17 protein-coding genes are annotated in these 12437 nt (G+C 57.4%); 16 read left to right on the top strand and 1 reads right to left on the bottom strand.

Annotated features, from left to right (window positions below):
- Positions 1-58: 58 nt before the first annotated feature.
- Positions 59-280 carry a helix-turn-helix transcriptional regulator gene (locus KGZ66_08805; GenBank protein MBS3985692.1) on the top strand — a complete coding sequence of 74 codons (222 nt, stop codon included), beginning with the start codon at positions 59-61 and terminating at the stop codon, positions 278-280.
- Positions 281-339: 59 nt separating this feature from the next.
- Here KGZ66_08805 and KGZ66_08800 read toward each other — a convergent pair whose 3' ends face one another.
- Positions 340-672, bottom strand: a complete 333-nt coding sequence (locus KGZ66_08800) for a helix-turn-helix transcriptional regulator (protein MBS3985691.1) — start codon at positions 670-672, stop codon at positions 340-342.
- Positions 673-801: 129 nt separating this feature from the next.
- Between KGZ66_08800 and KGZ66_08795 the strand changes: the two genes are divergently transcribed.
- The 15 genes from KGZ66_08795 to KGZ66_08725 all read left to right on the top strand — a co-directional run.
- Complete coding sequence (locus KGZ66_08795) at positions 802-1047, top strand: helix-turn-helix transcriptional regulator (GenBank protein MBS3985690.1); 246 nt, start codon at positions 802-804, stop codon at positions 1045-1047.
- Positions 1048-1078: 31 nt separating this feature from the next.
- Positions 1079-1300, top strand: a complete 222-nt coding sequence (locus tag KGZ66_08790) for a helix-turn-helix domain-containing protein (GenBank protein MBS3985689.1) — start codon at positions 1079-1081, stop codon at positions 1298-1300.
- Positions 1301-1314: 14 nt separating this feature from the next.
- Complete coding sequence (locus KGZ66_08785; protein MBS3985688.1) at positions 1315-1569, top strand: hypothetical protein; 255 nt, start codon at positions 1315-1317, stop codon at positions 1567-1569.
- Positions 1566-2765, top strand: a complete 1200-nt coding sequence (locus tag KGZ66_08780) for a helix-turn-helix domain-containing protein (protein ID MBS3985687.1) — start codon at positions 1566-1568, stop codon at positions 2763-2765. Before KGZ66_08785 ends, KGZ66_08780 begins: the two co-directional genes overlap by 4 nt.
- A 38-nt stretch (positions 2766-2803) precedes the next feature.
- Positions 2804-3634: an ATP-binding protein gene (locus KGZ66_08775; GenBank protein MBS3985686.1), complete on the top strand. Its 831-nt coding sequence runs from the start codon at positions 2804-2806 to the stop codon at positions 3632-3634.
- 62 nt (positions 3635-3696) lie between these two features.
- Positions 3697-4170, top strand: coding sequence for a hypothetical protein (locus KGZ66_08770; GenBank protein ID MBS3985685.1), 474 nt, complete (start codon positions 3697-3699; stop codon positions 4168-4170).
- Positions 4171-4545: 375 nt separating this feature from the next.
- Positions 4546-5190 carry a hypothetical protein gene (locus KGZ66_08765; GenBank protein MBS3985684.1) on the top strand — a complete coding sequence of 215 codons (645 nt, stop codon included), beginning with the start codon at positions 4546-4548 and terminating at the stop codon, positions 5188-5190.
- Positions 5191-5207: 17 nt separating this feature from the next.
- Positions 5208-5753 carry an SAF domain-containing protein gene (locus KGZ66_08760; protein MBS3985683.1) on the top strand — a complete coding sequence of 182 codons (546 nt, stop codon included), beginning with the start codon at positions 5208-5210 and terminating at the stop codon, positions 5751-5753.
- Positions 5754-5756: 3 nt separating this feature from the next.
- Positions 5757-6902 (top strand): CpaF family protein, encoded by a 1146-nt coding sequence (locus tag KGZ66_08755; protein MBS3985682.1) that lies wholly within the window; start codon positions 5757-5759, stop codon positions 6900-6902.
- Positions 6896-7801, top strand: coding sequence for a type II secretion system F family protein (locus KGZ66_08750; protein MBS3985681.1), 906 nt, complete (start codon positions 6896-6898; stop codon positions 7799-7801). The genes KGZ66_08755 and KGZ66_08750 overlap by 7 nt, the downstream gene beginning before the upstream one ends.
- Positions 7798-8550 (top strand): type II secretion system F family protein, encoded by a 753-nt coding sequence (locus KGZ66_08745; protein ID MBS3985680.1) that lies wholly within the window; start codon positions 7798-7800, stop codon positions 8548-8550. The genes KGZ66_08750 and KGZ66_08745 overlap by 4 nt, the downstream gene beginning before the upstream one ends.
- A 19-nt stretch (positions 8551-8569) precedes the next feature.
- On the top strand, positions 8570-8779 hold the full coding sequence (locus KGZ66_08740; GenBank protein ID MBS3985679.1) for a hypothetical protein: 210 nt from the start codon (positions 8570-8572) through the stop codon (positions 8777-8779).
- 7 nt (positions 8780-8786) lie between these two features.
- Complete coding sequence (locus KGZ66_08735; protein ID MBS3985678.1) at positions 8787-9185, top strand: pilus assembly protein; 399 nt, start codon at positions 8787-8789, stop codon at positions 9183-9185.
- Positions 9186-9217: 32 nt separating this feature from the next.
- The gene (locus tag KGZ66_08730) at positions 9218-9559 is read left to right on the top strand and encodes a hypothetical protein (GenBank protein MBS3985677.1); all 342 of its coding nucleotides are present in this window, start codon (positions 9218-9220) and stop codon (positions 9557-9559) included.
- 12 nt (positions 9560-9571) lie between these two features.
- On the top strand, positions 9572-12437 hold a 2866-nt coding region (locus KGZ66_08725), incomplete at its 3' end, for a hypothetical protein (GenBank protein ID MBS3985676.1).

Genomic DNA, 12437 nt, shown 5'->3' with positions numbered 1-12437 from the left:
ACGCAATGTAAAGTAAAATTAGGGTGAATGGTTTACTTGGCGTAAAGGTGGTGGTAGCGTGAAAGAAGTGACGGAGCTTCGGAAACTACGTGAAGCTAGAGGGGAGAGCTTGACCGGCATGGCGAAGCAGCTGAATATCGGGGCCAGTCGGTATTATCTTATCGAAAGCGGGATGCGTCCGGCCACCCGAGAGCTTGCAGAGGCGATCGGGCAGATCCTTCAGGTTTCCTCTGACAGTATTTTTTTGCCCGTGAGCTTTACGGTGCGTAAAGACGGCTAGGCCATTAGCGAAGGTCGTTCAAGGGTTGGGGGATGCGGCGTCGCGGTTGGGACGACACACTATTTCTTCGCTTCTTTCTCCGTTTTGTATTTCAGCCGATACAGCGCGATCAGCTCTTCGACTCGCTCGACGGCCTCCTTAGGGAGATCGGCATAGTCACCGTAGCCACAAGGCGACTCCGCTACTTTGATGCAGTCGTCCTCAGCGAAGAATTCGGCGAGGGAAATTTCTAAGGCGGTGCAGATTTTCTCTAGCGTGATAATGTTGGGGCTCTTCTCCCCCATCTCTATTTCTCTGATGGTTGCTTGCCCAAGCCCCGCCTTTTTGGCTAATGCGTTTTGGCTAAGGTGGGCGGCGATTCTCAACTCGGCAATCTTCTTCGCAATATTCATCGGATTTACCCCCCATAAAAGTGAGGTTAACGCTACTGCAATTATACCCCGAAAATTGGAGTGCAAATTAACGCATTAGCATTGACATCCTAACGCGCGGGCGTTATACTTAACACGGAGGCGATAACATTGAAGCGACTTAAGGAAATGCGAGACGCGAGAGGTTGGACCCAACAGCAGTTGGCGGGCGCATCCGGAGTATCACAAACATTTATCAGCGAGTTAGAGTCCTGCAAAAAGCAGCCCACCGTTTCCATTGCACTAAAACTCGCTCGCGCTCTTGATGTAGAGCTCATTGATCTCCTACAGCCTACGCCGCTCTCGGAGAGCGAACCGCAGAAGCCCTTATGTGACGCACGAGCATCGGACAGATAAGCGTTAGGAAATGGTCTAAGGAGGTAATGAAATGTCAAACTTGCATGCTACTGATACGGCTGTCGTAACTCGGGTAGACGCTCTGCCTAGCGTCCAGCGCTCAGATTGGCCGTTGTGGCTCACGGTGGACGAGGCGGCGGCGCTGCTTCGTGTGCACGTTAGCACCGTGTATGAAATGGTGTCTCGCAAGGAGCTTCCGGCTAAGCGCATAGGCCGCACCATCCGCATAGACCGCGACGCGTTGTTTCTGTAAGAGGAGGTGCCCAGATGCCCAAGCAAGACATCAAACGAGACTATGCGGAGATAGTTGCGTTTGCACAGGCGTACATTGGCTGTCCCGCAATAGACTGCATTGAGGCTTACGCACAGAAACGGCGAATCGTATGGCACCGTGCAGGTCGTGCCTTCTGGGACAAAGTTGACGAGGGTGAGATCAAAGTTAGTCCGATAGGTAGCACGCGACTCATGCACATCGAAAGCGTCAATCCGCAGCCGCTGGCCCGAAGGGACGTCGAACGATGAGCACGCCACGGGACGTCGGTGTAAGCACGGCCCCCGTTGATCAAATCAAGCGCTCTACGAAGCGAGACTTCTTTATCGGTCAAAACTCGATTTTCGACCTTGACATCAGTTGGTTCGCCAAGTTCACCTACCTATTCTTGTGCAGGTGCGCCGATGGCGAAGGACAGGCCTTCCCGAGTTACAGCACTATTGGCAAGCGGTGTTCTTTTTCACGGCGAACGGCGATAAGGGCCATTGAAGAACTACAGGAGATTGGTCTTTTGAGCGTGGAGCGACGCGCAACCACTAGGGACGGGATGGTTCTCAACGCCTCAAATCTCTATCTCCTCCACGATCCGTTGTCTGCCCGGGTTGGTGACAGACAGTCACTAGTGCCTAATAGTCACCAGGGTGGTGACTCACAGTCACCAGGGTGGTGTCAGACAGTCACTAGGGTGGTGACTCACAGTCACCAGGGTGGTGACTCACAGTCACCCATAACAATACCCATTGAACAAGACCCATTTAATAACCACGGGGAGACCCCCCACGGCGACCAACCCCACGCCATTCCATCCAAGGGGGAGCCGGACGTGGTAAGTACGGTTTCAAGGGAGCCGAGGAGAACGGCGAAGGCCGAAGTCCGCGAGCATCCCGCCAAAGCCCCCACCGGGTTCGACGAGTTTTGGACTGCGTATCCGAAGAAGGTGGCGAAGCAGTACGCACAAGCAGAGTGGGGTCGCATCAGCCCAGACCCAGAATTGCAGACACGGATCATGGCCTGTCTGGCGAGGGACAAAGACTCTCGGCAGTGGCTGGCTGAGGATGGTCGGTATATCCCTAAACCGGAGAACTGGCTAAGCCAACGTCGTTGGGAGCAGCAGCCGGAGACAACGCAGGAGATGATCGACGCTAAGTACACGAGCGAGTGGGAGATCCGGGACAGGTCGCCGCCGCCCAAAGAAACGTGTCCCGAGGCACTGCTAGAAGGCTTTGAGGCGTTCTGGGCAGGGTACCCGAACAAAGTGGACCGTGAAGATGCGCTGAAAGCGTGGATGCAGCTGAGACCAGGCAAGGAGCTGCGCGACCATATGATGAGTATCTTAGCAAAGCACAAGGAGACTTCGCGGTGGAAATACGCGGGCGGGGCATGTATCGCAAGGCCGTTTGTCTGGATAGACCAGCGTATGTGGGATAACCCACGATTCCTCGAGTAGTCCCGGGCATTGCTGAAAAGCGAAAGGTGTGATGACGGATGAGCCAAGCCCAGTGCGCCGAGAAGCTGTCTCTCTTCACCGAGGACTACTTGGGCACAGACGGACTGATGATGTGCGGCAAGTGCAATTCGCGCAAGCAACATCGCGTGGAGATCTTTGGGGCAATGCGTACGGTGTACATAATGTGCGACTGCCGGAGAGAGGCGGTTGAGGCGGAGGAGGCCTACTACCAGCAGCAAGCCGTGCGCCGGCGGACAGAAGCTCTGGCCCGTGAGGCCTGCACCTTCGGCCATGATACGGCGTGGCAACAGGCTGCGTTCGCGCTGGATGACTGGGGGAATCACGAGGCCTCGACCCTTTGCCGCGAATACGTTGCCTCCTTCGCCTCCATGCGAGAGACGAACACCGGACTGCTTTTTGTCGGACCCGTGGGCACAGGCAAGTCGTTTCTTGCGGGTTGCGTAGCCAATGCCTTGCTTGAGAAGGGGGTGAGTGTCGGAGTAACCAGTCTCCCGCAAATCCTGTACCACATGCGCGACTTTAGCAAGCGTGGAGTACTGGAGAGGTTGCAGGAATACGATCTGTTGGTCATTGACGACCTCGGCACAGAGCGCGAGACGACGTATGCCGCGGAGCAAGTGTTTCAGGTGATAGATGCCAGGCTACGCACTCGAAAACCTGTTCTGGTGACGACCAACCTAGACCCGGCGGCCATGCGAGAGGCTAAAGACACGATGCACCAACGGGTGTACGACAGGGTGCTGGAAATGTGCCCCGTGCAGGTCACGCTGAAAGGGCGTTCGCGGCGGCAGGAGGTAGCTAGGCAGAAACGCGAGAGGGCAACGCAAGGCCCGGGACGCGACACCTAGGTTAATGGCAGCATTAGACAAAGCCATTGCAGGAGATAGAGCAGGGGGGTAGAAGAGAACATATGTACGTGCTACAATGTATCTCAGGGAAGGAAGCAGACGTCCAGAGCGAAATCTTTTCTCAAGGTTACACGGCGCGGGTGCCTGCGGCTGTAAGGATTGAGCGTTGCGGCGGTAGGTGGCTGGACAGGCTGAGGGTTTTGATGCCGGGCTATGTTTTCGTCGACAGCCCTATGCACGATGACCTGTATCACAGCATTAAGGGCGTGGATGGAGTGATTCGCTGGCTAGATCCAGGACAGCCGGTGCCACTGTACGAGGATGAATTGGCCTTCATTCGCTGTATAACCCCGAATAACCTGCCCCTTCTGCCTTTGGATATTGAGACCGAGCCATGCCTGAAAGTACGTGAGGGCCCACTTGCTGGACTTGAACATAAGGTTGTGTCTGTCGACCGTCGATTGCGGCGGATAGCTCTGTGCATCAGCGTACTGGGGAAAGAACACACATTGACACTCTCAGCTCAGTTCAACTAGGTGTTCCACAAATCGGCGCATCTTGCTGGGGTTGATTCGTCCCCCGGGCAGGATGACCGTGACATAGGATTGTAGGCGCCAGAGCCCGAATGGGGTCTGGATGGCGTAGCATCGCCCACATGCACCCTCGCTAGATGGAACACGACATGGGCGGAACAAGACGGTGTCTGCTAACAAATCGGTCCGCTTCACCAGGGGTTGAGTATTCCCCCGTCGGTAGGTGCCCGTGTTATACAGCGATAGTGCCAGAGCCTAGAGGGTCCGGGTGGCGAAGCTATGTCCCAGAGAACCCCCGTAAATTACCACGTATTCGCCGCATAACACGCAATAACCTGCTACAACGCTGCAAAACCAAAACATGCCGGAGAGAGAAAGGTGATAGTTGTGAACAGAGTAATCAAAGGCGTTGTCCTGTTGCTGTTGTTGGCGGGCCTTGTGGCCGGTATCACGGTCGGACTCCCAATGTTTCGCGAGACCTTCACCTCAATAGCCGTTGCTGCGGTCAACCTTAGCCCCGGCATGCAAATCAGGGACGGGATGGTCGCTATGCGCATGTGGAGGCGCGATGAGGTACCAGAGGGCGCGGTGTTCAGCCTAGAGGGGATTATGGGGCGATACGTAAGCGAGCGCGTCACCAAAGACCAGCCTATTTCCCCCCGGGTTCTCACGGACGTAACCCCACCGCCTCCAATCCCTTGCCTACAGAGCTACGTCACCCCTCAGGGCTATATAGCTTTCCCTTTTGAGGTGCCGACTACAGATGCGGCAAGGCTCTTCGTGGGGGACAGGGTAGACCTCACAATGGTGCCAATAGACAGAACCCGAGTGCCGATCGTAGTAAAGGATCCCATTACCTTAAAGGTTGCGTGGCGTGTACACTATATCGACTACGCAGATCCCATGCGAGAGAGGCAGGGTCGCGTACCGGTGTATTTGGTGATGAAACACAAGGAACTACACGATCACCTCCCCTCGGCTTGGGACGGGGGAGCCACACGCATGTTTAAGAGCGACAGATAGAAAGGACGAACAGACAAGTGAATAAGAGTATCAAGATAGCGGCGATAGCCGCTATCCTTTTTGCAGTTACGGTGTATGTGTTTATGCAGCAGCAGACGGTTATGAGGCAAGTGGTTGTGACTACACGTGAGATTCCGAGGGGCACAGTCGTTACGGCGGATATGGTGAGGACTGAGCTGGTGCCGGTGACTGCGTTCGTCACAGGAGGCTTGGCGAGTGATGTTGCGGAGGTAGTCGGGAAGACCGTGGTCGCGGAGAGGGTGGCGGGAGATGTCATTCCCCTCACGGCTTTAGGTGAAGCGAGACAGCTGCCGGGGGAGGGAAACGGCTTTGTGACGGTCACTGTGCCCTTAGGCGGGGCTGCGGGCGCGAGCGTTGGAGATACGGTGTCGGTTGCGGTGTTTGACCACTTTGGTGGACCGAAGCTTTTGGAGGGGTTCACGGTTGTCGGCTTGGTGGTAGATCAGCGCGATATGCGGCTGACGCTTGAGGCGGATGTTAGCACGCTGCTTCAGTTGGTTCCGCATCTTCAGGGGCGGACGTTTGCGGTCATTCGGAGGTAGGGTATGGGAGCGAATCTAGCAAAATTACCAACTCCTACGCCTGATGTAGAGTTTTTAGTCAGCACGGTGAGAGGCCTGATGGTGAAACACCACGGTTCACCGGGGATCAGGGATGCCTTGCGGACGGAGCTTGAGGAGCTGTTGGGGCTGCGCTATCCGCATGAGCTCGGGAAGCTGGATGAGTACGTTGAGTTGCTGTACCAAAGGCTGTATGGCCTAGGGATACTGGAGAGGTACTTGGAGGACCCGGAGGTCACGGACATTGCGGTGGTCGGCACGCAGATAATGTTTAAGCGGGGAGGGGTGAAGATCGATGCGGAGGAATGTTTTCCGGACGCGAAGGCCGTGCGGATTCTACAGGATCGTATTCTGGCGCCGCTTAATAAGGCGCTTACTGTCAGCCAACCGTCGCAAGATGCTGAGCTGTACGAGGGGTCGAGAGCGCTCTTGGTCATTCCCCCGCAGTCTGAGCAGCCGATTCTAATCATCCGCAAGCACAACCGCCTTACGTATACGCTACAAGGTCTGGCGGAAAATGTGGATGGGTTGGGGCTAAGGGTCGAGTACTTTAGGCGGGCTGTGAGAGAACGCAAGAACATAGTGGTCGTAGGTGCGACTGGTGCGGGTAAGACGACGTTTGTTAATGCGTTGGGCTTTGAGATTCAGCCGAAGCATGTGGTCGCGGTACTTGAAGATACGCGGGAGATTAGGCTTGGTCTGCCTTATGTCTATTACTTTAAGACTAGAGAGGCGCAGGGGGAGGCCAAGGAGATCACGTACTCAACCATCCTCAGGGACTGTCTGAGGGCAGATCCAGACCGGATTATTCTAACCGAGATTCGTACTCCATTAAGTGCTTATGGGTTTATCCATGTACTTAACTCCGGCCACAGAGGGTCTATGACCACGATACACGCCAACACCTGTCTAGACGCACTAATGCGGACGGAGATACTAATCCAAGAGCACCAGCCTCTAGATGCAGGCGTTGTAAGACGGTTGATTGCACGGGCGGTGGACATCTTGGTGTTCCTTGAGGTGAAGGAGGACGCCGAAGGCAATAGGATCGGGTGGGCGATGACCGAAGTGGTGGAGGTTAACGGAGTCGAGGAGGGGGAGTATGTGCTGAGGGAGGTGCCCCTGTGTTAGTCGCGGTTCTAGGTGGACTCTCGCTATTCGCGCTGCTCTTCTTAGTCGCTGCTCACTTGGAGCAACGGCAAGAGGGACTTAGGCTCAGGCTAGGGAGGTTGAGGACAGACAAACGGGAGGGGGCCTTTTCGGTCGGCAAAATGCTTGGGGTCGAGAAGGCTGTTAGCGGACTGAAGGAGAGGATGGCGGATACGGGCGGGGTGAACGATCCAGAAGATATTCTCTTGTGGTTCGCTCTGGGCACGGTGGTACTGGCCGCGGTCGCCATCTATTACGGTTTCGTTTTGCTGGCCGTCCTTGCGCCGGCGGGGGCCGTTATGCTGGGGAAGTACCTCTTGGACACCTTGACTTCGCGGAGGGTGAGAATACTAGAGGTCCAGTTTAAGGACTTCTTGGTTGCGTTGAGTTTGCACCTAACGATTGTACCTGCGTTTCAGTCGTCGTTTATGAAGGCGGCGGGTCAAGCGGAGCAGCCGCTTAAGCAGTATCTTGATCGGGTTGTGATCGGCATGCAGACTGGTGAGAGCACGGAGGATGCGCTTGAGGGATTGCGACAGATCCCGAGCGCGTTGGTCGGTGCTTGGGTTGATTCGGCTGTGTTCGGGGTGCGGGTTAAGGCTGACCTGTCGGCTATGTGTAAACGGGCGGCTGAGAGGTTGATCCTGAAGATACGAATGGCTAGACGGGTCGAGGCGCAGGCGGCGCAGTCTAAGTCCCTGATGTTGGCCATGGGAGGTGTGACGCTGGTCATGATGGCGACCACGATAGTTTCAAGTCCGGAGTTTGTAGAGTTCTATGTTTCCCCGCTCGGGAGGGTGGCGGCGACCGGCGGTATCCTGTCGTTTGCCGTTACCACGCTCTATGTTCTGAAGAAGATTGATCAGGAGATGTCCCGATGAACGCGCTTAGGGGGTTGCGCCTAGAGAGGGCGGCGGGGAATAGTGAGTTAGTCCGGACGTGGGAACGAGAGTTAAAGGCTGTTGGCGGCATTACCCTGTTTGGGTTGCGTATCGAGAGTGTGGGTGAGCTGGCAACGGTCGCATTGGGCGCAGGAGCGCTCTTCTTTTTTGTGATGGTAGTCGGGGCTGTGACGGGCGGCTTTAATCCGGTGGCGGCTTTGTTTCTGCTAGGGGGAATTGGGGTTCTCTTCTTCATTAGTTGGAGACGGCCTATCGAGGAGTACAAGGACAGCTTTTTGCGGGATGGGGAGATGCCGGCAGCCCTTGAGATGGTCATTGGCGGGTTAGAGGCGGGTATGAGCGTAGAATCTACGCTTTGGCATATCTCAAAACACTTAAAGGGGGTGGTTGGAAGGCTGTTTGGTGAGGCGCAAAATGACATTGACTACGGCATGTCTGTGAACGACGCGCTGACCAAGGCAGCCGAAAGAAGTCTAAGTGTCTATTTCCAACGGTTCGTGGCGTTGGTCGCGGCGGGGCGCGAGATGGGAGGAGGCGATACGCAGCATTATCTTAAGCAGTTGCTGGAGGAGATTAACGACGTGAAGGGTAACGAACGGATTGAGAGTGCGGGGAGAATAAACAACATTCTCTTTTTCCCCATTTTCCTCGGGTACTTTCTACCGATACTTATCCTATTTTCGCTGCCCTTTATCTTCTCACTTCGGGGTATGTTCCGGATTTTCTAAACGCAGAAGGAGGAAAACAATGTTAGTTCAAGGTTTGTCTCAGGTCAGACGGTTGCTCAGTTGCAGGAAGGGAGCAAGCAGCGAACTGCTGTCGGCGGTCGGGCTTATCGCGATTACCGTGGGGATTATTGCGCTGGTCGGTCCGCAGCTGCGTACGCAGGTGTCGTCCATGGTCAATAGCGCTCTGGCTGCGGCCAGCACCATCTTTCAGGGCACCTGGGGGCCGTAGGCTTATCATGCGGTGCGGTAGAATAGCACTGCTAAAAGACACACGCGCCAACTCTCAGATGATCGCGATGGCCGCACTCATCCCGGTAATTTTGTTGCTGCTTGGGGCGATGGCCGATGTCTCGGTCACCACCTCGATGCAAACATGGGTGAGTGAGGCTGCTTTGCAGGGGGCACGGGTGGGTTCGCGCTCGGCGCTCCCTGCGGAGGCCGCTCTGGCGGCGGTAACACGGTTTGGCGCGGGTGTCGCTGGGTGGAGGCTCGGGGATAGGCTTACGGCCAGTGCGGCGGTTGATGCTCAGGGGGAAGTGCTGACGGTCGAGGTATCGTACACCTTCACTCTCCTGAGTGGCCGCACGCAGACGGCGAGGGCATCAAGCGCGATTTGGCTGGTGGACACGCCATGAGACGGCTATACAGGGATACGAGGGGGGAGGCAATGCTCTTGTCTCTCCTCTTCCTTATCTGGGTTGGCATTTTGTTTCTGGCGGCGACCGGCGAGATATCCGTGGGTGTCGCTGTCCGCAGCCAACTAGCGCGGGTATGCGACGAAATAGCGCTGAACGTAGCCCGGGCGGGGTTGGATGATAGCGCGCTGCAGGCAGGTGCGTTGGTCGTGGATGAGCCGAGGGCGCACGCGATTGCCGTAGATGCCTTCGCCCGGTCTGGCATAACGGGTGCTTCTTTCACCGTTAATGTGGTGGGGGAAGAGGTCGTGGTTAGGGCTACGGTCGGCGGAATACCCGGCATGGGCGTAGCTACGCCGCGCAGGGTTCGGTAGTAGTTCTAGGAGGTGAGAGTTATTAGGAGAATGCGATTCTTTGGGGCGTTGGTCGCAGTGGTGTTCTTGTTGAGCACCGTCTTTCCCAATGTTGCGGAAGGCACGTGGGTTCGGGCTAGGCCGGGGCAAGTAACGCCGCAATTCTGGGTAGATACTTCGCGCTATGTGACACGCGAGATAGTGGTGTCACCGGCACGCACTATTCCGGCGGTCACGGAACGCCGGTGGGTGGAGACCTCACCTGCCCGCCCGGCGCAGGGGCACTGGGAGACGACCGAAAGACGCTGGGTGGAGACTGTGCCTGCGGTACCCGCACAATGGGGCTGGCGGGCGGTTGAGGTGTCCCCGGGACGCTGGGAGACTGTTTGGATTCCTCCGGTTACGCAGTCGCAGTGGGTCGAAGTAGTGCCCTCGCAGTGGGGTTGGAGGACAGTCGAAATTTCTCCCGGCAGGTGGGAGAGCGTCTGGGTGCCTCCGGTTACGCAACAGCAGTGGGTGCAGATATCGCCTGCTATACCTGCGCAGGGGCACTGGCAGACAGTAGAAATCTCACCCGGCTTTTGGGAGACAACGTATGAGGCTATCGAGGATCCGCCGGGGTCGGGGTATCTACGGATAGTTCGTGTCTCTCGGTGGGTGCCGCCCGTCACGCAGCAACAATGGGTGGAGACGTCTCCTGCCGTTCCCGCGCAGTATGGGTGGGTAACGGTAACCGTGTCGCCCGGGCATTGGACCAGCGTCTGGGTTCCGCCGGTTACACAACAGCAGTGGGTCGAAATAGCGCCTGCCCAATGGGGCTGGCGGACGGTCGAGGTTTCTCCCGGCAGCTGGGAGAGTGTCTGGGTCCCGCCGGTTACCGAGACGCGCTGGGTGGAGACCGTTCCCGGGGTTCCAGCGCAAGGCGAATGGCGCTATGTGGTGGTAGCCACAGGATCGGAACCGCCGCCCGCGCAGTGGAGGTGGGTGGAAACAGCTCCCGCTATACTCCCGCGGCCTGCGCTGTTTGAGTGGAGGAACGTAGAGGTTGTCCCGGGCAGATGGGAGAGTGTCTGGATGCCGCCGGCCACGCAAACGCGGCTGGTGCAGGTGGCTCCGGCCATACCGCCAACATACGAGACGCGAGTGGTAACCGTGCAGCCCGGCAGGTGGGAGCAGGTCTGGATACCGCCTGTCACGCGGACGGAGACCGTACAAATCTCCCCCGCTGTTCCGCCGGTTGTTTCGACGCAGGAGGTAATAGTGACGCCTGCGCGGACGGAAGTCATAACGATTCCGGCGGTCACCCGCATCGAGCGTGTGCAGATTCACCCCGGACGTCCGGAGATTTGGGAGGATTGGAGATTCCCCCTGCCTCCAGTATGGCGGTGGTTTGAGTATGCTCCGGCGATTCCTCCGGTGTACGAGTACCGGACTGTGGTGGTAACGCCCGCTCAGACGATACCGGCGGTGACCGATCGCAGGTGGGTGCAGACGTCTCCTGCGGTGGCAGGACGTGCCGCACAAGGCAGGTGGGAGACGGTGGTGGTGAGGCCAGCTACGACAGTGACGCACAGGGTTTGGACGTGGGATTGTCCCGTGCTTGGCTCACTTGGTACGGGCAGATGGGTTTATTGGACAGAGCCCATCCCCGCTGTTACCGAAACGCGTTGGGTCGAGACTTCGCCTGCCGTACCTGCCCGTCCGGCGCAAGGACACTGGGAGACGGTAGTCATTTCGCCGGCGAGGACTATTCCGGCGGTTACAAGGACTGAGCGTGTGCAGGTGTCGCCTGGTCGACCTGCGCAGGGCGAATGGCGCCTCGTGCCCGGGGGCTATGAGGTGCGGCGGACTCTGGTGCAGACTGCTTGGCCTCCGATTTACGAGGAGCGCGAGGTGGTTGTAACTCCGGCTAGGACGGAGACGGTGGTCGTCCCGGCGGTCACTAGAACTGAGACTATTGTGCTGGTTCCCGGGGTTCCAGCGAGATACGAGACTAGGGAGACGGTAATAACACCCGGTAGGTGGGACAGTGTTTGGATGCCTCCGGTGACACGGACGGAGACGGTGCAGGTATCCCCGGGTGTTCCGGCGAGATATGAGGAGAGAACTGAAACTCTGCCGGGGAGGTTTGAAAATGTCTGGGTTCCGCCGGTTACGGAATGGCGGCTGGTGGAGGTGTCGCCTGCGGTAGAGGGAAGGCCCGCGCAGGGGTTCTGGGAGCTTGTTACGCCTGACCCGAGCAGGACGACGCGCTGGGTGGAGACTTCACCTGCTGTTCCGGCAGAGGGGCGCTACGAGGATGTAGTGGTTACTCCCGCAATAACTATTCCGGCTGTCACTAGGACGGAGACTGTTTGGACACAATCGGGGCATTGGCAGACGCTTGCTGGGACTATAACCGTGGAGAGAGACCGGGAGTTCGTCCTGACGCATAGGTGGAGACCTGACTACAAGGCTTTTGATATGGCGCTCACGTTGACTTACGCCTTGAATAGGGAGGTCATCGGGGTGCAGGCGGTGCACATCTTGGATCGCTTTCAGGGTATGGGACAGATGGTCGTGCATGCAGCTTCAATCATGGGTGGGCCACGGGGCCATATTATAGGGTTTAACTACACCCATCCCGGGCAGCCGTCGTCCACGGTGCACATCGTACTCCACTTCGCGGGGGGCGAGACGTTCCGTTTGGAGCTGCAGGTGCCTGTCAATGGGATAACGGTGACCCAAAGACGCGGGGTAGGCCCGCTAGACTTACAGCGTGCGGTTGCCCGCGTGGGTACGCTCACCATCCCTGCCGGTGCTCCCAATGCACCAGCTCCGCCTCCGTCTGGCGGCGGCCAGCCTCCTCCGGAAGAAATCCCAGCTCCGCCTCCGTCTGGCGGCGGCCAGCCTCCTCCGG

Source organism: Selenomonadales bacterium (assembly GCA_018335585.1).
Classification (GTDB): domain Bacteria; phylum Bacillota; class UBA994; order UBA994; family UBA994; genus UBA994.
This window is presented reverse-complemented; position numbering and strand designations above follow the sequence as displayed.